This window comes from Psychrobacter sp. LV10R520-6 (assembly GCF_900182925.1).
In the GTDB taxonomy this organism is placed as follows: Bacteria; Pseudomonadota; Gammaproteobacteria; order Pseudomonadales; family Moraxellaceae; genus Psychrobacter.
In genome coordinates this window covers 3,058,809-3,079,680 of the sequence record NZ_LT900024.1, presented here as the reverse complement: position 1 = coordinate 3,079,680, position 20,872 = coordinate 3,058,809, and the positions used below count along the sequence as shown (strand labels likewise).

The following is a 20,872-nucleotide window of genomic DNA, read 5'->3' as shown; positions in this document are numbered from 1 at the left end:
AGCAACCTATTTTGGCGTACCACTCGCTGATATGTTTAACAGCTCTTGACAGTCATCACTTACTTTGCTGTCACCTTTGCCATATTCGATACATTTCTCGGTTTCATTCATATTTTCCAGTTGTACTTCTCCTACCACTACTTTAGCCGGCACGCCAATCTTGGTCAGACACTCATTACGGGTCTCTCCATAATAGGTGTTTTCATCAGGATTATCTTCTTCTACCCCTGAGACAAAGGAATTGGCATTTTCGCTCGGTTTTTTCAGACACTCAGTAATTTCATCTGTTGACGCATTGGACAGGGCGGGTAAAAATGAGGTTGAATGTATACGAAAACTGGGAGAAACGCTGGTCGTATCTTCTATGGTTATTGTCTTACCTAAAGGAACGTGTTCAAAAGGCGATACAGGCACAGACAGTGTATTTGGCCTCGTTACTGATACCTGAGTCATGACATTCTGGCGCGCATTCACAAAGTCATCGGCGCTGTCGACCTGACAGAAGCCTCCTGTGGCATCAGCACCTCCGATCAATCTGCTTTTGCTAGATGCGGTTAGGATAGTGGCTTCGGACATTTTAAAAAAATAACTTTCGCGTGGACGATAACAAAATATCACCTGATCGCCTCGATTTGAGGTTGCGCCAACACTCATAAAATAACCAAAAAACCCCAATGGCCCGAGTAGCTTGGCACTCTCATTTTTATATTTTTTCTCATTAATAATGTTTTCAATATTCTTATTAGTATTATCTGAAGCCGTCAGTAATAAAGTATCAATCTGATCACTAGTTGCTAAACGCAATGAGGTCATACTATTGCGTACGGCAATGACACCCACTAAAATTATTAACGTTAAAAACAGCAAGACCACAATCAAGGTCGCCCCTGTCTGAGACTGGCTAACGTGATATTTTGGGGTTTTATTCATAGTATTACTACCTAGCTGCGTCAAACTCAATCAATCAGATCTGGATCATTTATTTTGATAACTGGCATTTCTTAACGTAATATCGGACTCTACTACTGTTCTCATATAGTTTCTACTTGAGCCATCTTTCAAAGTTAACGTCTGACCTAATACAGTGAACTCAGATGGGCTGGCAGACGTTAAAACGGCATTTCCTGACCGTAAAATCAAACCATATTTAATACCTACAATGACGGGTTTTACTTCTAAGTCTAAATCCAAATAATCCTTAACAGTATAATATCTTAGGGTGTTATCACCCTCCACAGTCGTTGGTAATGCTTGATCCTTCATAGTCGTGAGTAATATGTCGAAGTAGTCTACATTGGTTATAATTTCTGCACCGGCGTCACCAAAGTCTTTAATTGTATTGTTAGCTGCAAACTCAACGGAGGTAGGTAATTCTTTTTCTGGTATACTTTGTTCAGCATAATCATCCATTATTTCAGTGATATATTTACCGGCATCGCAATATAGAGAAAGCTCTGTAGGCTTCTTAGAATTTGGTGCTCTTAGGTAAAAACGTTCTATAACAATCTGTCCGTCAATGGCTTCTAAAACGCCACCTACCTTGACTCGCCGCGGCCCTAAAGCTAATTTTCCTTCACAGTCATACATGTTTTGTGGGGCGCGATACTGGATAGTCAGCTGCCCACTTTTTAAATCAAAATTACTGGCGCCTGTCCATTCATTTTTTGTCCCACTACTGACCTGATCGCCGGTATGAGTAAGTAGTGCTACAGCTACTGGCTGGCCGCCCATTGTAATATTCTTAGGTAAGCCTGAAGCATCAATATCTTCTCGGTTTTTTAGATTATCAAGTTGCTTGTTGCCCTCTTTATCTTCTGGCGCATTATTAGCACTGGTTAATACAATACCAGCACCAGGCTGATTATCTTTCACTTTATTAGCTAAGCCTAAGTTTGCGAGACGGACTTTCTTTTCAAGCACTGGTACATTAAAAGTGGCATCCTCAACCAATTCAGAGGCACCGGCTTGGATACCTGCTGTCTTTATATTGATAATATAGACTTGCATCACAGCAGCTGATACTAGTAACCCTAATACCAGTGACACCATTAACTCTATTAGTGTAAATCCATGCTGAGATTTATTATAATCATAGTGATATGATATTTTCACTAATAAGCCTCCATTATTAAGCAGCTTGATCCACGCTTATATGTGCCAGTACTAGTACCACAAGCATTCTTATCAGCATTACTGAGGATAGGTAAAGTGTCACCCCAAGAGGTAATGATACATTGTCTCGCGTTAATATTAGCCATCTCTGGACATGCTGTCATGTTTAGCATGATGTCTTGTTCACATGCCAAACTCGCGGCTTTCCATGAATTTAAGGCTGCTGTCTCTGATGGGGTACAAGACGCCGATTTACAGCTGTCTTTATCAAAGCTACCGCCTGCCTGATCCACTTTAGTACAGTATTCAGTAATATTATTGGTACTTTCATTTAGCTCATTTAATTCTTCAGTAAACTCACCCGCAGCCAAACTATTCAAGCGCATATTTTCTAATAGCTGCTTCGAGATACTCATTGCCCGACTACGGTCCAAGCTTTCATTAGTGGCCTTTAAGGCGTTTATCTGTAATGCACTAAAACCCAATACCGCAACGGCCAATAATAGTACAGCTACCAGCACTTCAACCAAGCCAACACCGCGCTGATAAGATAACCTGCTCATGGGCACGTCCCGCCAAGCCGACTGGTAATGATCGCGACCGTACTGACCACCACTTGCCGAGGGCTGGCGGCGCTATTGCTATCACAAATAGTATAGGTCAATCCTGCGTCAACGTGTTTACTGGATCTAAAAATTATTGTGGTAGCTACAGTGCCAGTTAGCGTATTTGTCGCCCCTATCTTACTTTTTGCATCATAGCCATGACTGGCAATATTAGCTGTATCTGTAAGACTGATTGTACCTCCATCACTATTGTTATTAGCGAAAGTCACGGTAATAGGCTGCCGACGAATGATACTTTCGATTTTGGCCTCTTTTAGAGCATTACTTAGCGTAGCAGTTGTTGACTTAACCCGCTGATTGGCAAGCTGGTTGCTAATACTAGGCGCAGCAATACTAACAATAATAGCCATTACGGCAATAGTCACCATCAGCTCAATCAGGGTAAACCCTGAGCTGGTTGTGCGTTGGTGTATTAATCTATTAACAGATACGTTCAAATCAATATCCTACTGCTAACTACTGCCAATTAATTAAAATATGATGAGATTAATCAAATTATTAATCATATATGGGCGTTAAGTTGTTTATATTTAAGGGTTTTATAACTATACTACATGCAATTTTCATTATGCAATTTTCATTTCACTATATTGCTATGCATACCTATTCTATGGTACTTACAAGCGCAAGTTAGAAACAATAGGGTAGTGTTTAGTATACAGAAAAACAGCGTGTAAAGTCAGATTACACGTTTTGTGGTCAGATAGAAATATTACGGATGGGGTTACGGCTATTTATGAGTGACTGCCATGGGCAAGCGCGTAAGCGCTGAGATGATAAGGATTGGCAGGAGTGGCGGCGGCTGTTTGGTTAATAGAAGGGCTTTCCATAACAGGCTGCGTGAGTATCGTGCGCGCCAGTGCTTGCAGACTTGCCCCTGTCGTGGCGACGTCATCAAACAGCAACAACCGCTTAACAGGCGGTGGCTCGGTGAGCGCAAAGGCATTATCTAAGTTACTCAAGCGTTCGGCACGGCTCAAGCCTTGCTGACTGCTGGTATTATCAATGCGCTGTACTCCTTGCCATAGCGGTATTTGCCAATGTTTAGACAATTGCGCTGATAAGATGCTGACAGGATCAAATCCGCGTTTGATCAATCGCTGGTTGGTGGTTGGCATGGCAACAATCACACTGTTATCGTGATGACAACCAGAAGGGCGCGGCAGTTGACGTAAGACGTGCAGCAATACCGGTAGCTTGGTCATATCTTCATGTTGTTTAAAGGCACGGATGGCTTGACGTATAGGATAGTCATAATAGCTAGCCGCTTGCATAGGCAGCGTGGTACCAGCAGCAATATGAACCTGAAAAGGTTCGGGTAACCACATTATGCTGTTATGACAGCGTGAACAAAGCAGACCGCTATTAAAACGGTTGCTAAAACTACGGCGCAATTTGGCAATAATTGAATGATTGGTACGCAAAGAATTAAGACGTGATGAATCGGTACGTAAAGAATCAGGGTTTGACGAATGGGGTAACGGCTTTAGTAAAGGCTCGCTACGATAAACGCGGCATAGCTGACAGCGTACACTAAGATACTCTGCCAGCCATAGTCCGCTTTGATAAGGTGCTAAAGCACGCATAAAGCGTTATAAGTATTGACCAATCGCAAACTAAAACCCTTTCCAATCGTTCAGCACGATACCAACACCAACCGCTGTGTTCTCATAGTTATAATCAATGAGAGACTCGCCATAACCTTGAAACAGCTGTACATAGCCATTAACGCTCTCTGTTAACGGAAAGACGTAGTCAATTTGCGCTGCGCCTTTGTTAGTTTTGGCATTATAGCGCAAGGTACCGCTAATGCTTTTTTGATCAGGCAAGTCATACAAGAACTTGATATCACCATAACCCATAAAATCTTCAATATCTGGGTTATCGTCGTTACTGCCGCCACCATCTACTCGTGCCCACACGCGCGGTACAATCGAGAACTTACCCCATTCAGCACCGCCCATCAAATAAACACGGTTCCATGAGCGTGACAGCGACTCAGACCGGCCATTGGAATGATGCACTGCCCCTACCCCTAACATCCGCAAACGTCCACCAAAAGGCAGATTGGCGGTAACCGGTTGGGTCAAAAAGACCTCCGGCTGATAGTCAGTGGCGCGAAATGGTCTTGAATTGTCTTCGTTATAGACCTGCCAGTGCGATTGCTGAGTATAGCCAAACCACAAATCAGCATTGGTATCAAAGAGATCCTCAGCAACTTTACTCTTTAGCGACAGCTGAAATTTTAGTTCAGCTTGACGTATATCATTAGACGTAAAATTGACTTGGTCTTGGTCTTGGTCTTGTGACGGTGTACTTGGACTTAGATTGGGATCAGCGGTATAGAATAATGGCAATACGTAGTTTGGATTATGAGGTCTGATGGTCCATGTACCACGCTCACTGTTTTGATCCAGATCGTAGGCAAGACTGAGCGACGAGTATTTTTCGATATCATTTTGAGTGACGCCTACTTCGTTTAATATCTGCGCGTCATTGTTGTTTACCAGTAGAGCCTCTTTTTCAACCGTATTCGCATCAAAAGCGGTCACATTCTCTGCGAGTACCACTTGTGGGTTACCTGAGATGGTTTTTTGAAAGGTTTTTGCTAGATCTAAAGGTTGCTTGGTGGTGGTATAACTTGGTATTTCGCCTTGTTCTGCCACTTTATCAAAGCAGGCCAAACGCGCCGCACTGGTTTGCACCTGTGTACATTCAAAAAACAGTCGCGTTTCCTGGGCGATAAAGGCTTTACTGGGTAACTTACTACGATCAAGGTCTACGCTAGGGTTGCTTGAACGTTCATAAACAACCTGCGGAGATTCATCACCTTTATACTCAATTGCCGCATCTGTCACAGGCAGCTCATTGTAAATCTGACCTTCGTTGGCAGCTTGTACTTGTAGCGCCGTACAACTCAAGGCGATACCCACAGCAATACTCAAGTGAGTCGGCATGGTTTGGCGACAGGTTTGTTTAGGGCTATGGCGTTGATATGATTCGCTGTTACGCTGTACCTGACGCTGAGAAATAAGGGGGTCAAACATAGAGGTCCTTTATCTTACTGGCATTGTAGCCGGCAGAGTATCTGAAGTAACTGAGTTGATAATTGACGTAACCGCTAAAATAACCGCTAAGCTACAAAATAACAGAAATAAAGATATTGAAAGCGGCGATGACTGGTTAGTATAGCCGCTCTAGTAGTGTTAGTTTATTGTAATGAAAACATACGCATTATACTAGCGTTATCGGTGCTTAATGCAAGTACAAATGAGCATAAAGGTACTGTTAAACCAAATGCTTGGTGTGGGTGTTTATATCAGTGTAGGTGTTTATATCAGTATTAGTATCAGGGTCGCTATTGATAGCGCACGCCATTGCTATCAATCCAGCCGCCTTGATGGCGCGCCGCAGGGTTACGAACAGTTACCTAAAATATAACCAATTCTAATCATTTATATCTATAATAAGTAAATTAAAAAACAATAAAGAGATAGGGTTATGGGAAAACTGGTTAGTATTGGGGAGGCGGCCAAGCATTTTGGGGTTGCTCAATCGACATTAAGACGTTGGGATGAAGATGGTACGTTAGTCGCCAAAAGAACCGAAAATGGTCACAGACGTTATGAGTTAAATGAAGTAAGACCACACCCTTTAAATACACCACCAAAATTAGACCGAAAAACCATTGCTTATGCTCGTGTTTCAAGTCGTGACCAAAAAGATGACTTGCAGCGCCAAGCGCAGGTTTTGGAACTTTATTGTGCCAAACAAGGTTGGTGTTTCGAGACAATCACCGATTTTGGTAGTGGTATGAACTATAAGAAGAAAGGCTTAAAAACCCTGCTTGACGACATTCTTGACAACAAAGTCGAGCGACTGGTAATCACCCACAAAGACAGACTTTTACGCTTTGGTGCTGAATTGGTGTTTATGCTATGTGAGGCGCGTGATGTTAAGGTGGTCATTATCAATCAAGGCGAGGAACTTAGTTTTGAGCAAGAATTAGCCCAAGATGTATTAGAGATTATCACTGTATTTTCAGCGAGGCTCTACGGTTCTCGCAGCAAGAAAAATCAAAAACTAATAGAGGCGGTTAAACAAGTATTATGATCCGTGGTCATATCATCGAACTCAAACCAAACAACGTACAGGCGAACCATTTTGCCCGTGCTTGCGGTGTGGCGCGGAAAGCTTACAACTGGGCCTTGCATGAGTGGCAACGTCAATATAGAGAGGACAAGGCCTACCGTGACGCCTGTTTATTGGCTGGTATTGAGATTGATTCCAAAAATCTAAACAGACCCTCACAAGCCAAGCTCAGACGCGAATTGAACGCCATTAAACGTGAGCTATTCCCGTGGATGACGGAAGTGACAAAATGTGCCCCGCAAGCCGCAATCATGCAACTGGGCGATGCTTATAACAACTTCTTTAAAGGGCTGGCTGAATACCCCGTCACGCGCAAGCGTGGTAAAGACGATAGATTCAGTCTCTCTAACGACCAATTTGCCATTAAAGGTAAATCCATTCGCATCCCTAATTTAGGCTGGGTGCGCATGAAAGAGGCTTTACGGTTTGACGGTAAAATAATGGCGGCCACCATCTCTAAGCGCGGCGGGAAATGGTTTGTCAGCGTTGCAGTTGATTTAGACCACAGGGTTAAAAAGATTATCAAGACAGGTAAAAGCGTTGGTATCGACCTTGGTATTACCGATTTATTAGTTTTATCAGACGGCACCAAAATTAAAGCACCTAAGCCCTTAGCTAAATATTTAAGCAAATTAAGAACACTCAATAAAAACCTGAGTCGCACTAAAAAAGGCAGTAAAAACAGAGAAAAGGCGAAAACCAAGCTCTCTCGTTTGCATTATAAGATCAGAGGTATCAGGCAGGATTCGTTGCACAAAATAACCTCTAGCTTGGTCAGAGAGTTTGATGTGATTGCGATTGAAAGTCTTAATGTCAAAGGCATGGTTAAAAATAGAAAGCTGTCACGCGCCATTAGTGATTTGGGTTTCTTTGAATTTAAGCGTCAGCTTATCTATAAAGCCAATGAGCAAGGCAAGGTTGTGAAGTCAGTCGGTCGTTTTTACCCAAGCTCAAAGACTTGCTCAAACTGCAATCACATCCTTGGCAAAGATGAATTAACACTAAAGATGCGCGAATGGACGTGTCCTGAGTGTCAGTCCAAACATGACCGCGATCTCAACGCCAGTATCAATATTTTAAATAACGCGACTGTTATTTTAACAGTCGCATAACCCCGCTCATTGGTCGGTGAGTTCCATCGCCAATTAAAAAAGTCTGTGGAGTCGTAGTCAGTCTAAGTCTCAAACGAGAGGTAGCGCATGGCATTGAAGCAGAAAGAAAATTTTAAATCTAGCTAGTTAGATATAGTTAGTGAGATTTGAGTAATATTTTTGGAACGGTCATGATGTGTCCAGTGGACCAGTCCTCCTTTATCATTATAAACGTACTCCCCATAAAAACTCAGTGCTGTGCCTCTCGACACGTCAGCCACGCGCGGCGCTAAGTCAATATTGTGTACCAATAGTAAGGTCTGCTTGGGGCTGACACCATCAAGCTCGACCAGTATTTTTTGGTGGCGGCTGCCTTTATCATCGTCAGGCAAGACTTTAATGACAGTCGCGCAGCCTTTGACCTGACGGTCCGATTGTTTGGCTTTAAAAGCGCTTATTATCGTATCATTCTGGCATGCATTAGTATCACTATTGAATTGACTGTTATTCTGCTCGTCAATATATAAAGAATCGCTAGGTTGGCAGCCGCTGAGTAAGACTATACCCGCAAGTAAGCTTATGGCTAAGTGCTGAGTTTGATTTATAACCGTATTGGAGAGTTTAGGAATGTTCATAGCAATAGAGTCGGTTTTTCTATACATATCATAGAGTCAGGGTGGTAAAAGCAAACAAGCCAGCGACTGTTGCTTAGCAGCGCTGACTGGTATTTAAAATTAACAACGATTGATTTTGGGTTATTTATTAAGTGCAGTCAACGTTTGCTCAAACTCTTGGCGACCGATTTCACCAACCTGTTGACTGACCAGTTGACCGTCTTGATAATATAGTAGCGCTGGCGGGCCAAATAGTTTATAGCGCGATAAGATCGCTTTAGAGTCCGCCGTGGTTTCTGTGATATCAAGCTTGACCAACTGCCACCCTTGCATTTGCGCCGGACGACTGTGGAATAAGTTTTTATCCATAATACGGCACTCAATACACCACTCGGCGGTGACATCAACGATGACTTTAGGGTTGGCGGCAGTAATAGCATCCAACTCTGCTAACGTCGTGACGGTCTTCTCTGTTGCATTATTATTACCTGCCAGCTGACCACCCATAGATTGACCACCTATAGATTGGATAGACATCGGTGTCGCGCTTAATGACGCTAGCGGGTGTAGACTGTCATCATTACCCAATGCCGCGCCAATGATCAAACAAGCCGCCCAAATACCAGCCACCAGACCAAGCGCTTGAGTCAGCATCCGGCCTTTGCCTAGCCAGCTCCACGCCCATGTCGCAACGACCATAAACCATAGCGCCCATACTAGCAGTATCACCGGTGAGATAAACACACGCTCAATGAGTAATAAAGCGACTGCAAATAATAGTAAGGCAAAACCTTGCTTGACCCAGTTCATCCACTCGCCCGCTTTCGGAATAATCTTGCCTTGGGTCGCACCAATTAAAATAAGCGGCGCGGATAAGCCAAAGCCGAGCATAAATAAAGCGACAAAGCCCAGCAGCGGACTACCGATAGTCGAGACCGCAAGCAAGGCGCCAAATAATGGCGCGGACACACAAGGTGACACCACTAGCGCAGATAAAAACCCAGCCACTAAGCTGCCGCCCGTACTACCAAGCTTGCTGTCGCCTGCTTGACTCAAACCTTGCATTTTACTACTGATCGCTCGCGGCAAGCGGATACTAAACACACCCAGCATATAGAGCGCCAACAGCACAAACACGATGGCAAAGCTGATTAAAATAATCGGATTTTGTAGCCAGCCGATGATACCTAGCGATTCACCAAATACCGCAATCAATGCCCCCAAAATACCATAAGCAGTAGCGACACCTATCGCATAACTAGTGGTTAAGATAACCCCTCTTTTGACGGTTGGGTTTTTTTCACGAGCGACAATGTTAGCAACAATAGGCAACATCGGTAGTACGCACGGGGTCAGCGCTAAGCCCAGACCGGCTAAAAACAACAAGCCTAACGCCAACCAAGGATGAGAGGCCAAGCCAAATGGGTCACTTTCTACTAAGTTATTAGCAATAGCACTGTCATTGGTATTGGCACTGGCACTGTTTGTAGAGTCGCCTAATACCCTTCCATCTGCCCCAGAAATCGTATTGGTGGCACTACCCTCTAAAGAACTGTCCTCTATTAAGGCATAATCAATAACATCGTCATCTATCAACGCCTCCCCTACTTCAGGCGTAAGGCTATTAGCATCAGTTGCATTTAAATTTTCTGATATCGTTGTAGCACTTGCAGCTACAGCTCCATTCATAGTATCGAGATTTTCTTGGGCATTATTCGCAAGATTATCTTTAGTTGCGGACTCTTTGGCAGCAGTACTGGCGCTACTTACCGTAGACTGTTGCGATGCCGCAGCAATATTGACGGTGGTTTTAATCTTTTCAGGTGGATAGCATAGGCCTGCATACGCACAACCTTGCCAACCAATAACAATAGCCGCATTATCTACACCTTTGCCGCGACTATTGGTCAGCGTGGTGGTCGCTACCATATTGACTTGATCAAAGACGGCTACCTTTCCATATGTTGGATCATCAATTGACTTAGGCGACTGACTAAAGCTAAAAGGCCCAGCGGTCACGCCAGTAGGCAAGGTCAGCTTAATTTGATCTCTATAGACATAGTGCTCAGGCGTGATGTCGAAGTTAATTGATAAGCGCGTACCGGCAGTAACAGGTTTGCTGCTACTACTGACTTGAAAAGCTTTATCCACTGGCAAAAACTTCGACTGCGCAGCGCTTTGATCATTACTAAATAGATCGCCCAATCCTGCCGCTTGCGCCGTCATTGACGTAGCTGTCAGTCCTGTAAGCAACGAGCTACCAGCAATAGCAAAAGCCAATAAATAAGACTTTTTTGCAGGACTATTTGCGGTTGACGATGGCGTTTTTAGTGATGGGATGCTTTCTGCTGTCTGAATGGACATGAAGGGCTACCTATTTATTACTACTTATTACTGATATTCGAAATCGATCTATTCAATATTTATTTGCGTTTCACAGAAATATCAACTGTGGTTTTGCTCTTCTCTGGTGGATAGCATAATCCTGCTTTTGCACAGCCTTGCCAATCAATAACAATCGGTGCATTCTTCGCTCCTTTACCATTATTGGTAGTCAAAGTCGTGGTTGCTACTATGCTTTTTTGCGTAAATACAGGTACCTGACCAAAAGTTGGATCATTAATTGAGACCGGCGACTGATTAAAAGTAAACGGGGTTGCGCTCACTCCCTTAGGGAAACTTAAAGTAAGCTGATCTTTATAGACGTAATGACCGGGCGTGATATCGAAAGCGATCGATAAACGCGTGCCCTTAGCCGTAGCTTTAGTACTGCTGCTAACTTGAAAGGCTTCATCGACGGGCAAGAATTTAGATTTCGCCGCATTATTGTTACCAAACAAATCACCTAGACTGGCTGCCTGAGCAGTCACAGAAGTTACTGCTAATCCCATCATCAACGAGGTACTGCCGATAACAAACGCCAGCGCATAAGATTTTTTAGAGGCGCGTTTTGTTATTGCGACTGATTTCGATGTTGGCGTCTTAACTGACATAGATAACTACCTTTAATTGCTAATATTTAAAACCAAGCCTTGCTACTGATAATCTAATTGTTACGAGCAGGCTTATTGCTATAAATGACCCTGTTACTACTGATATCGCGAATTTGTCTGGGTAAGGTTTTATATTTACCACACAAGTATACTGTCTAAAAAATTGACTCAACATATAGGCTTATGCCGGCGAGATACTGATAAAAAAATATCAACCAATAAAATCTTATTGGTTGATAGTGGTCCGTTACCGAGGCATGTCATCCATTTTTATGGTGATACCATTACCTTGCTATAAGTTCTTACTATATGTTCTGGCTATCAGTTGTCATCGTTACAACTGAGCATAAATATCGGCATCTTGACCTTCGCCGCCTTGCTGATTATCAGCCCCGAGAGAAAATAAATCATAAGGACGACTTTCACTACCAGGTGCCACATATTGCATCTCGTTTTCCCAACCATCGGTCGGATAGCCGCCTTTAATATAACCGCCTTCAGGATAATTTCTGGCATCGGCGGGAGGTGTAGTAAGCGCCTCTAAACCTTGCGCGGTCGTGGGATAACGCGAGTTATCTATTTTATACATATCAAGCGTATTGGATACCGTAGCCAGCGCGGTCTCCGTGGTTTTTACCCGTGCTTTGTCACTTTGTCCGACCACTTTTGGCACTACTAAACCGGCAAGGATAGCTAAAATCACAATCACTACCATAATTTCAATAAGGGTAAATCCGGATTGATTTTGACGTCCATATATTGGCGTTTGGCGACTGCTGGTAGAAGCGTTTAGCGTCGTCCTGTTTACATTGCACATTTTTATAACATTTAATTTAGTTTGAATGTTCATAGTCATAAGGGCTGTCGTCACTGTTAGATGCTAGCGCTCAAAGGCAAATACTAGCGCTTAAATGATTATCACTATAGACCATGATTTTGCATTTATCTACCATTGCAAACAGATTATTGCTATCTAATTATTACCGTCTAAACTGTCTTTAAATAATCTCAAACAAAATCCTAGCGCTATAGTTTAATAGCCGCGCGCTACCCTATTGTTGTTACTGTATTACTCATTGGTTATTAACTTGCGATAATTGATTATTAAAGAGCAAGGACGTTAAGCAAACACTATTCCCGATACTGACTGCTTTTAATACCTATTGCTTTTAATAACAGGTACTTCCAACGACGGCTACTATAACCCAACTGTTAAGTGACCCGTAGTAAAATTAGCGGTTTGACAACAATATACAACAGCAGGTAAAACAAGGAAAGATGAGTGGGCTTTTGTGGGAACGCAAGCGAACGGCCTACATAACAAGATAAGAGACTATAGCTAAGCCGCTTTAAAACAGACACAGGATAGCTGGAAGAAATTTTCGAAGCCTCTGGAGTGACGTAGTCACACAGCAAGCTAGAAAAATTTTTGCCAGTTACCCAAAACCATGTGTGTATCCGTTTTATTTTGAACTGACTATACTAGCAAAAATTCAAAGCATACCTTGGTGAAAAAGCATGCGTTGGTAAAACAGCGCTAGCCTGCCAAATCGTTCATATTAACAATCGGCAGCATAACCGCCATCACGATAATCATAACTACCACGCCCATCAAAACCAACATCAAAGGTTCCAGTAACGATAGCAAAGTGCTGATAAAGTTGGTCGCTTCTGCTTCTTGCATGTTGGCCGCGCGGCTTAGCATATTTTCAAGCTCGCCTGAGTTTTCCCCACTTTTGATCATTTGTACCATCATTGGTGGAAAGTATGGTGACTTCTCTAACTGGCTCGATAGACTTCCCCCTTCAGTGACCCTATCAGCAGCATGAATGATGGTTTTTTGGATATGCAAGTTAGTGGTGACCGCAGCGCCGATATGTAGCGCCTCAATCAGCGGCACGCCTGAGCGTACCAATATCGCAAGGGTACTGGCAAAGCGCGCAGCATTGAGACCTTTCGATAACCGTGCCAATATCGGCAACTTAAGCACGATACTGTCTATGGTCAGCTTGCCCGCCTGCGTTTGCGCAAAGCGGTAAAATAAAAGTGCTGTGCCTGCTAATACCAATAGCATTAGCCACCACCACTGGGTAATTATATTTGATAACGACAGTACTATTTGAGTAATCAGCGGTAGCGCTTGTTCAGATTGCTCAAATACTTTGACGATTTTGGGCACCACAAAGCTCATCAGTCCCATAATGACGCTTATCGCCATTACCATCAACACGATAGGATAAACCATCGCACCTTGGATTTTCTTTTGTAAGGCAAAGCGATTTTCGGTGTAATCGGCCAGCTGATTTAAAATCAGATCGAGATGACCAGACTTTTCGCCAGCCGCAATAGTGGCGATATATAACGGCGGAAAACTGGTGGCTTGCTGTAAGGCGCGCGCCAAGCTTAGGCCTTCTAGGACATGCGAGCGCACGGCAAGCATGAGGGACTTGATATGGGTTTTTGGCGATTGTTTGGCCACTGCCGCTAGGGTTTCCTCAAGAGGAATACCGGCAGCCAGCAATACTGAAAGCTGACGGGTTAATAGTGCTAGCTCATAAGCAGAAGGTTTTTTATAGCGGCTACGCTGTCGGCCGTTCTTATCACTGACCGGGTTGACCTCGACTGGCGTCCAGTCCTTATCACGCAACTGCTGGCGCACTTGCCGCGCAGAATCCCCTTCAAGTAGGCCTTTTTGGACACTGCCATGGTCATCGAGCGCTTTATAATGATAAGCGGGCATAGCAGCAGATTTCCTAAGGCGGTCAAACAGTAAAGAGTATGGGTATTATTAAGTATAGTGGTACTAAGTGTAGTAAGAATAAATAGAATGGTGCGCTTAGAAAAGCGGGGTAGAATCGCTACTATCGGGCATCATGCCTTGTAATAACAACACATCTAAATGCTGTTGTTGCAATTTTTTATCGAAGTCATTGACCTCAGCGATCAACATTTTTTCGATACGCTTATCACTCGCATAGACACTGAGACGGGCACAAATGACGGCCAGCTGATAGATACGTTTTTTACAATAACCGTCAAGACCCTGTAGCAGCCTGACCATATGCGGAGTCTCAAGACTGGCATAATCATAATCGCCAACTACTTGCTCACCAAGCGCGGTGACGCCATAGCTGATAGACAGATGCGCACAAAAATAACAGCTGAATAAATAGCCGACCACATGACCGATATAATAACCACGGTCATAAGTAAAGCTACTGACGCCAAAATGACCGAGCACATAGCTATTGAGACTGGCTTGATCTTGGATAGGTTTAGGATGTTTAAGCTTGCCAATAGTAGGAAAGCGTAGCGGATTATGGCCATCTTGAGTGGTTAGCTGCCAACCTGCTGGCTGCTGGGCGGGCATATGACTCACAATGTCAGCGATAATATCATCAACCACATGCAGCTGTTGCCATAGCCGCTCTAACGGTTCGGTATCGAGCAGTCCACGCTTATCGAGCTGCTGCGCTAGCAGATAGTGCTGATATTCCACGAACTGGGTTTTAAGCGTTTGCACCAAATAAGTCGGGCGTGTATTGGCAGACGCTAGATATAATAGCCGAGTACGCTGATGCTGAGCGCGGTAAAGTGCCACCCGCTGGGTTGCGACATTAGTCTCGCTGGTATCAGTATCCAGACTTTTATTAGCAGATAATGGAGGATTGGCAGGTAATTGAGGGTTAGCAGATGTTTGAGCAGAAGGATTATTCGTAGATGGCTGCTCAATCAACGCCATTTCAGAAGACCGCTTCTCTAAAGACGGCAAAGTGAATAGCGCTAACAACGCCGCTTTGTCAGGCATCATAGGTAAACGGTTCAGTTGCTGGTCATCATGCTTATTTTTTGGACTGAGCTGATTTTTTTCAAAATCGCTTTTATCTACGGCAGACGCAGAATGGCCTTGTTGGCCACTCGGCTTTGCAGTTGGATTGGTTGGTTCAAAGGTTGGTTGAGTCATAACGTACCATCACCAGCAAAAAATAAACGTCACTCAAATGACACGGTATTGCGGTAAAAACAAACAACTACCATGCCTAGGTAACTCACTGTTATATAGTACCTGAACCCAAGCACATTGTCAGCTTTGCAAGAGTCAAAAGTTGGTTGGCAACAAAATACTATAGTCGATGCAAAATAAAAGAGAGTCATTTATAGCAACGTACTACTGGTATAAATTTTTCTGGCGTGCGGTTCGCCAGCGTGTTTCGATGCTGCAAAAAATTCATACCAGTAGCCCAGTAACGTTGTGCCGTTTACAGATTGGATTAACTGTATTAGAAAGTGGTTATTAACAAGAGTGATGAAGAAATCAAGATTAAAGATACGCTGGACACATCCTAACAGATTGTTACTCAAAGGAAGCTTCATTTTTTTATTAGGCAGTTACTAAAACGCAGACACAAAAAAATGCCAAAAATGGCAAGCGCTATTGTTTATAATAATTTTTTAATTAAAAGGCAGCGATTAGTAGGTATTAGGAGATATTACAGATAAAGGATAATGCGGAATAAAATATGGGGCGACTGATGGGACTCGAACCCACGACCACCGAGATCACAACCCGGGGCTCTACCAACTGAGCTACAACCGCCATAACTATTGCCAAGAACAGGCAAGATTTGCAGGCTAAATGGTGCGCCTGGCAGGATTCGAACCTGCGGCCACCTCCTTAGAAGGGAGATGCTCTATCCAGCTGAGCTACAGGCGCTCTTAAGGGCTTTTTACATATTCAAGCAGTATTTATAATACAAAGTCTAAAGTATCACAAACTAAACCATTATACATAAAAAAAAGCCTGTAAGGCTCTTAAAATAGATGGTCGGAGTGATAGGATTCGAACCTACGACCCTCTGGTCCCAAACCAGATGCGCTACCAAACTGCGCCACACTCCGATGTACTCTATTATCACGATAAGGTGTTGATTAACTGGTTGTTGGCAATGCCGCTAACTGGTTAATGTTCCTCGCTATCGAGGTGCATATATTAAAGGGTAACGCCTCTTGTGTCAACACCTATTTTCAATTAATTTAATGAACTTGCCTAATTTTTATCTAACCTCGTGAATGGCTGTTTTAGCAGGAGAGTTCTCATTCAAAACTAGTTTCATTTAATGATATAGTCAGTACTAAATAAAGTAGAGACACACATGGTTTCGTATAACTGGCAGAAATTTTTCTAGCTTGCTGTGTGACTGCGTCACTTTTCGAGGCTTCGAAAATTTCTCCCAGCCATACTGTGTTCGGTTTAAAGTGGCTCAACTATAGCTTTCATTCAACGAAAAATTTTATTTAGCGATAATCGTTATTCACTATCTAAACCTTGTGGCGGCCAACCGTTGAGCATTCCGGTCAAGACATTAAACGGCATGAGCCATAGCTTAGCGTGACTTGGACCATCGCTGTCATCGTCACCAGCAGCAGCATCGTTATCGAAAAGAACTTGTTGGCTTAGCGCTAGCGGTTGCCGAGTATCATCTATTACTGGATAGACCAGCCAGCTGTGTTCTGCCTGATAAGCCTGCGCATAGCTGGTCAACTGATAAGCATCACTGGCGCTAATAGCACCTGAATGAGACAAATGCTTCCATTTAATATCAATAACATGGCTATAAACGCGATCATGAATACGCGCGCTATCGGCTGTAGCATTGTGAGCAGCAGGCCGATAAATTAATAAATCGGGCCGAACAGACAAGCAAGCTTGCCCGGCGTTATCGCTTAGCCACACTTTTTGCGGTTGGTATAATGGCTGATAACTAGGATCAATTTGATTAAACATCCTTGCTATACACTGGCTTGCCCACTGTTCAAAAGCTTGATTCATATCAATCAATAAGCACAAACGCGGCTGAGTTGTGGTCTGTATAGGTAACGTTTGAGGTCTGAGAGCGCTACCTGTGTCTGCGCTTGATTGCCGCAATAACCAATAAGCCAAGTCTAATAATCGCTGTGCTGCCTGTAATTGCTGCTGACTTAACGGCTGGACATTGAGCTGACGCTTTGCTTGACCATATAGCAACTCTAATTTACGCCGTTCATGATGACTTAGAGCTGCAATCTGTCGCCACGGTGATAAGGCTATAGAGAATAAGGTAGCTGCTTGTATATGATGGCTATCATAGCCATTTTTATTGTTGGCTCGATCAGCACGACTGACTTGTCCATACTTTAGCTGACTATTCACCATTGATTCGACTAGCAGCAAGGCGCTTCTAATCAATCGATTGCTTAGCATGTCTTGGCTCAACTGACTGGTCTCACACACAAACTTATGCGGTTGCGTGCTATTACGCCGCAATTGCTCTTTAATGAGTAGCTTACCTTGTAGCGATGATTGGTTATGAATTTGCTCTTGATAATGCTTAGTAGGCTGATAACCGGACAGACGCTGTAAAAACTGCGTGACTAACCACTCTGACAATGGCGGTGCTGGTATCGGTAAGGGCGCTAAATCATCACTCAATTGACCTAAGTTTTTAGCGCTGGGCAGCTTGCTGTTGGTGTTATTACTGGCATTCGTCAAATCAGACAGCATGCGCTGTACCCACTGACGCGTTTGTATAACATCGCTATGCTGGCGTGGTTGCTGTGTACGACTTGACTGCTCTTCTGCGATAGGCTTTGGTAATATCTCTAGGGTCATACCACTAGGCAGTAAAATAATGCCAATATAATGGCCAACTTTGAGTTGCCACTGCCCGCGCCGACGTTTAATAGTAAATAGCGCGAACTCTTGCGCCAGCAACCAAGTAAAATCAGATGCTGGCACAAAGTCATGAGCCGTTAAACGCTGATGCTCAAATACGGTGATGATTGAACTATCAGGCTTTGCTGACATAGCTGCACCTAACCTAGGATTACTTGCGGTATGGTTTTGATTGCTCATCATCATTTGCATTAATATAAACGCTGATACACAGATGGCAGCACAAACTCGCCTGTCTTGGCGATAAGGTCTGGATTAATCAGATAACCGCCAGCGCTCATCGATTGCCCCAAAAAGGCGTTTTGATCGGCAAATATTTGATCTTGAGCCATAATATTGGGCTGGTCATTTAGAGCCTTGTTTAGAGTATTATTTATCATGGCTTGGCTATCATGAATAAACTGCGCGCTATAGGGTTGCTGCTCGTCTTTAAACAGATATTGCAAGACAGCAACTTGCCCGCCAGCCGCTTGCGCTAATTGGGGAATAATTTGTTCAATCAACGCTGTTTGTAGCTGGGTTAAATTCTGTACTGAGAACAAAAACGCGTGACCCAATTGCGCTTCTTGCCCTAAGGTTTGCAGGATACGAGAATTGAGACCTTTTAACAGCTGTGCCAAATCTATCGTTTCTAATGGCTTATGCTCTTCTGAGTTTTTGGCAGCATTGATAACTGGTAATAGCTCCGGCTGCGGTGGGCAACCAATAAAGCGAAAACGTCGACGCAATGCCATATCAAGCGGCGCTAGTGAATGATCTTGAGTATTCATGGTGGCGTAGATGTCAATATTGGCAGGGACGCTAAACGTGCGACCAGAATAGGCTAGATTGACTTGCATAGCATTTGGTAGCCCAGCGCGCTTGTCGGGCTCAATCAAACTGAGCAGCTCACCGAATACCCGTGAAACGTTGGCCCGGTTGATTTCATCGATTAGCATGGCATAGCGCTGCTCAGGATCAGCCGCCGCACGACGGCATAGCGTCAGAAACGCGCCATCTTGGATATCGTAGCTCATTTGTGCGTGTTTATTGCTGCCCATAACCGGTCGAATACCTTCTACAAACTCTTCATAACCATAGGCTTGGTGAAAGCTAACCATGCTAAAGCGCTGCTTGTTAAAACCCTGCTGCTGCGTGGTATTATCAAGTTGCGCCTGCTTAAACTCTGTTAGCTGCTGCGATAGTTCTGCTAACAATTCTATGCTCTCAGGCAATAAATACCACGCTCCGCTCTTATCTTTATCGAAGTAAGCTTGGCTAGCCCGGTGTTCACAACTGACCGTTTGAGACGCTGCCGGGCTGTGCATTTGTAACACTGACCATGCAGTGCTGCTTAAGTTTTTATCGCGTTCATTGTGTGACGCTTTGGCAATATAAAACTCATGCGCAACAATTTCAGGAACTTTCAACAAATCTTGCCGTTGGGCTTGGAAATCTAAAAATATCAAGCAAGTCACTTCACGCCAGCTTAAGCCGTGTAGCAACTGTATGAGCAACTGGTCATCGTCTGCTCTAGGCAGATGGTCTGTGTATTGCTTAGCAATTTGTAGCAAGTGGTAGGTTTTACCGGTACCAGCGACGCCAGTATAAATAATATTGGTAGGCTCAGTAGTGGACATATCATGCATAGTTGAACTCAGCGTCTAGAAAACAGGTAAGAATAAAGCAGTAAAATAAATGAGCGGACTGCGCGCTAACAAACAGTGAAGTCGAGTTTTCGTTACCTTACTCATACTTTATGAGTCTTTTATGAGCGTGGCAGTTTATGCTAATAATGGCAGGTATGTGCAGGTTAATGTACCATTATCCCACTACCCTAAATTGAGGAATTTTATATGTCAGGATTATTAAAAAAACTACCTACTAAACTGTCTACGAAATTGCCAGCCAAAATCTCTGACGCCCTCAGTCCGCAAACGGAGAAACCAAGCAGCATTACTCTTAAGCCTATTAGCAACCAATTTACCAAACTGTTGTCTATTACTAAATATTTACCTGCCAGTGCACGTTCAACGATTTTATCCAAAGCTTTTGGCAAAGTCGTGCCGTATGTAGGCACCACCGGTATTTGTTATGAAACAGTCGATCCCAATCAAGTGGTGGTTAGCTTAAATAATAGCAAAAGTGTACAGAACCATATCGGCTCTATTCATGCGGTGGCGGTGACTTTGCTTGCTGAGACCGCCACTGGATTTATCTTAGGATTAAACTTACCTGCCGATCGTGTACTGCTGATTAAATCCTACTCAGTCAATTTTTATCGACCGCTTAAAAAAGGTCAAGTGGCCGCGGTTGCTACTTTATCGGATGAGCAGCGCTTAAATATTTTGAATACGCCCAAAGGTGAGATGGTCATCCCATGCGTCATCAATGACCGCGAGTCTGATAGTGAGCGTGATCCTATTGTCGTTGAAATGACCTGGGCTTGGATACCCAAATCTGAATTAGAAGCACGTCGTCAAGGTAAAAGTCGTAAAAAAACTGAAACTGAAACTGAAACTGAGCAAAGTAATTAGGGCGTGTTGAACATCAACGGTTGATAAGAATTAATAAAGCGCAATCTCAAACACTA

The 20,872-nt window shown here is 43.6% G+C and carries 18 protein-coding genes and 3 tRNA genes; 4 read left to right on the top strand and 17 right to left on the bottom strand.

Going from position 1 to position 20,872, the window contains the following annotated elements; all coding sequences use genetic code 11:
- Positions 1-6: 6 nt before the first annotated feature.
- The 6 genes from U1P77_RS12950 to U1P77_RS12925 all read right to left on the bottom strand — a co-directional run bounded on the left by U1P77_RS12950 (position 7) and on the right by U1P77_RS12925 (position 5,785).
- A complete protein-coding gene (locus U1P77_RS12950; protein ID WP_321155366.1) occupies positions 7-930 on the bottom strand; it encodes a pilus assembly PilX family protein in 924 nt (307 codons plus the stop codon).
- Positions 931-975: 45 nt separating this feature from the next.
- Positions 976-2,112, bottom strand: a complete 1,137-nt coding sequence (locus U1P77_RS12945; protein WP_321155365.1) for a prepilin-type N-terminal cleavage/methylation domain-containing protein — start codon at positions 2,110-2,112, stop codon at positions 976-978.
- Complete coding sequence (gene pilV, locus U1P77_RS12940) at positions 2,112-2,675, bottom strand: type IV pilus modification protein PilV (protein WP_321155364.1); 564 nt, start codon at positions 2,673-2,675, stop codon at positions 2,112-2,114. The genes U1P77_RS12945 and pilV overlap by 1 nt, the downstream gene beginning before the upstream one ends.
- Positions 2,672-3,175 carry a pilus assembly FimT family protein gene (locus U1P77_RS12935; protein ID WP_321155363.1) on the bottom strand — a complete coding sequence of 168 codons (504 nt, stop codon included), beginning with the start codon at positions 3,173-3,175 and terminating at the stop codon, positions 2,672-2,674. The genes pilV and U1P77_RS12935 overlap by 4 nt, the downstream gene beginning before the upstream one ends.
- A gap of 297 nt (positions 3,176-3,472) precedes the next feature.
- Positions 3,473-4,324 (bottom strand): ComF family protein, encoded by an 852-nt coding sequence (locus U1P77_RS12930; protein ID WP_321155362.1) that lies wholly within the window; start codon positions 4,322-4,324, stop codon positions 3,473-3,475.
- Positions 4,325-4,354: 30 nt separating this feature from the next.
- Positions 4,355-5,785: a phospholipase A gene (locus tag U1P77_RS12925; RefSeq protein ID WP_321155361.1), complete on the bottom strand. Its 1,431-nt coding sequence runs from the start codon at positions 5,783-5,785 to the stop codon at positions 4,355-4,357.
- 223 nt (positions 5,786-6,008) lie between these two features.
- Here U1P77_RS12925 and U1P77_RS12920 point away from each other — a divergent pair, with 223 nt between their 5' ends.
- From U1P77_RS12920 to U1P77_RS12910, 3 genes are read left to right on the top strand one after another with little or no spacing between them, the layout of a single operon-like run.
- A complete protein-coding gene (locus tag U1P77_RS12920; RefSeq protein WP_321155360.1) occupies positions 6,009-6,179 on the top strand; it encodes a hypothetical protein in 171 nt (56 codons plus the stop codon).
- A 60-nt stretch (positions 6,180-6,239) separates the two neighbouring features.
- Positions 6,240-6,851, top strand: coding sequence for an IS607 family transposase (locus U1P77_RS12915; RefSeq protein ID WP_321155359.1), 612 nt, complete (start codon positions 6,240-6,242; stop codon positions 6,849-6,851).
- Positions 6,848-8,002: an RNA-guided endonuclease InsQ/TnpB family protein gene (locus U1P77_RS12910; protein ID WP_321154353.1), complete on the top strand. Its 1,155-nt coding sequence runs from the start codon at positions 6,848-6,850 to the stop codon at positions 8,000-8,002. The genes U1P77_RS12915 and U1P77_RS12910 overlap by 4 nt, the downstream gene beginning before the upstream one ends.
- 122 nt (positions 8,003-8,124) lie before the next feature.
- On the opposite strand, the gene U1P77_RS12905 is transcribed toward U1P77_RS12910, so the two are convergent.
- The 11 genes from U1P77_RS12905 to U1P77_RS12855 all read right to left on the bottom strand — a co-directional run bounded on the left by U1P77_RS12905 (position 8,125) and on the right by U1P77_RS12855 (position 19,928).
- On the bottom strand, positions 8,125-8,643 hold the full coding sequence (locus U1P77_RS12905; protein WP_321155358.1) for a DUF3465 domain-containing protein: 519 nt from the start codon (positions 8,641-8,643) through the stop codon (positions 8,125-8,127).
- A 93-nt stretch (positions 8,644-8,736) separates the two neighbouring features.
- Positions 8,737-10,959 (bottom strand): cytochrome c biogenesis protein CcdA, encoded by a 2,223-nt coding sequence (locus U1P77_RS12900; RefSeq protein WP_321155357.1) that lies wholly within the window; start codon positions 10,957-10,959, stop codon positions 8,737-8,739.
- Positions 10,960-11,018: 59 nt separating this feature from the next.
- Positions 11,019-11,588, bottom strand: coding sequence for a protein-disulfide reductase DsbD domain-containing protein (locus U1P77_RS12895; RefSeq protein ID WP_321155356.1), 570 nt, complete (start codon positions 11,586-11,588; stop codon positions 11,019-11,021).
- Between the two features lie 334 nt (positions 11,589-11,922).
- Positions 11,923-12,405: a type II secretion system major pseudopilin GspG gene (gene gspG / locus U1P77_RS12890; RefSeq protein WP_321155355.1), complete on the bottom strand. Its 483-nt coding sequence runs from the start codon at positions 12,403-12,405 to the stop codon at positions 11,923-11,925.
- 720 nt (positions 12,406-13,125) lie between these two features.
- Positions 13,126-14,328: a type II secretion system inner membrane protein GspF gene (gspF, locus tag U1P77_RS12885; protein WP_321155354.1), complete on the bottom strand. Its 1,203-nt coding sequence runs from the start codon at positions 14,326-14,328 to the stop codon at positions 13,126-13,128.
- A 96-nt stretch (positions 14,329-14,424) separates the two neighbouring features.
- The gene (locus U1P77_RS12880) at positions 14,425-15,552 is read right to left on the bottom strand and encodes a hypothetical protein (RefSeq protein ID WP_321155353.1); all 1,128 of its coding nucleotides are present in this window, start codon (positions 15,550-15,552) and stop codon (positions 14,425-14,427) included.
- Between the two features lie 557 nt (positions 15,553-16,109).
- Positions 16,110-16,185 (bottom strand) — tRNA-His (locus U1P77_RS12875).
- 40 nt (positions 16,186-16,225) lie between these two features.
- Positions 16,226-16,302: transfer RNA gene (locus tag U1P77_RS12870), tRNA-Arg, on the bottom strand.
- A gap of 108 nt (positions 16,303-16,410) precedes the next feature.
- A tRNA-Pro gene (locus tag U1P77_RS12865) sits at positions 16,411-16,487 on the bottom strand.
- Between the two features lie 409 nt (positions 16,488-16,896).
- Entirely contained in the window at positions 16,897-18,432 is a 1,536-nt protein-coding gene (locus U1P77_RS12860; protein WP_321155352.1) for an McrC family protein, read from the bottom strand.
- 59 nt (positions 18,433-18,491) lie between these two features.
- On the bottom strand, positions 18,492-19,928 hold the full coding sequence (locus tag U1P77_RS12855; RefSeq protein ID WP_321155351.1) for an McrB family protein: 1,437 nt from the start codon (positions 19,926-19,928) through the stop codon (positions 18,492-18,494).
- A gap of 207 nt (positions 19,929-20,135) precedes the next feature.
- Between U1P77_RS12855 and U1P77_RS12850 the strand changes: the two genes are divergently transcribed.
- Entirely contained in the window at positions 20,136-20,816 is a 681-nt protein-coding gene (locus U1P77_RS12850) for a DUF4442 domain-containing protein (RefSeq protein ID WP_321155350.1), read from the top strand.
- Positions 20,817-20,872 lie beyond the last annotated feature (56 nt).

Bases quoted from the DNA above. Each gene is read 5' to 3' on its own strand.
- U1P77_RS12900 (WP_321155357.1), bottom strand. From the start codon at position 10,959: ATGTCCATTCAGACAGCAGAAAGCATCCCATCACTAAAAACGCCATCG.
- U1P77_RS12915 (WP_321155359.1), top strand. From the start codon at position 6,240: ATGGGAAAACTGGTTAGTATTGGGGAGGCGGCCAAGCATTTTGGGGTT.
- U1P77_RS12950 (WP_321155366.1), bottom strand. From the start codon at position 930: ATGAATAAAACCCCAAAATATCACGTTAGCCAGTCTCAGACAGGGGCG.
- U1P77_RS12925 (WP_321155361.1), bottom strand. From the start codon at position 5,785: ATGTTTGACCCCCTTATTTCTCAGCGTCAGGTACAGCGTAACAGCGAA.
- gspG (WP_321155355.1), bottom strand. From the start codon at position 12,405: ATGTGCAATGTAAACAGGACGACGCTAAACGCTTCTACCAGCAGTCGC.
- gspF (WP_321155354.1), bottom strand. From the start codon at position 14,328: ATGCCCGCTTATCATTATAAAGCGCTCGATGACCATGGCAGTGTCCAA.
- U1P77_RS12910 (WP_321154353.1), top strand. From the start codon at position 6,848: ATGATCCGTGGTCATATCATCGAACTCAAACCAAACAACGTACAGGCG.
- U1P77_RS12920 (WP_321155360.1), top strand. From the start codon at position 6,009: ATGAGCATAAAGGTACTGTTAAACCAAATGCTTGGTGTGGGTGTTTAT.
- U1P77_RS12855 (WP_321155351.1), bottom strand. From the start codon at position 19,928: ATGCATGATATGTCCACTACTGAGCCTACCAATATTATTTATACTGGC.
- U1P77_RS12850 (WP_321155350.1), top strand. From the start codon at position 20,136: ATGTCAGGATTATTAAAAAAACTACCTACTAAACTGTCTACGAAATTG.
- U1P77_RS12905 (WP_321155358.1), bottom strand. From the start codon at position 8,643: ATGTATAGAAAAACCGACTCTATTGCTATGAACATTCCTAAACTCTCC.
- pilV (WP_321155364.1), bottom strand. From the start codon at position 2,675: ATGAGCAGGTTATCTTATCAGCGCGGTGTTGGCTTGGTTGAAGTGCTG.
- U1P77_RS12895 (WP_321155356.1), bottom strand. From the start codon at position 11,588: ATGTCAGTTAAGACGCCAACATCGAAATCAGTCGCAATAACAAAACGC.
- U1P77_RS12930 (WP_321155362.1), bottom strand. From the start codon at position 4,324: ATGCGTGCTTTAGCACCTTATCAAAGCGGACTATGGCTGGCAGAGTAT.
- U1P77_RS12860 (WP_321155352.1), bottom strand. From the start codon at position 18,432: ATGTCAGCAAAGCCTGATAGTTCAATCATCACCGTATTTGAGCATCAG.
- U1P77_RS12880 (WP_321155353.1), bottom strand. From the start codon at position 15,552: ATGACTCAACCAACCTTTGAACCAACCAATCCAACTGCAAAGCCGAGT.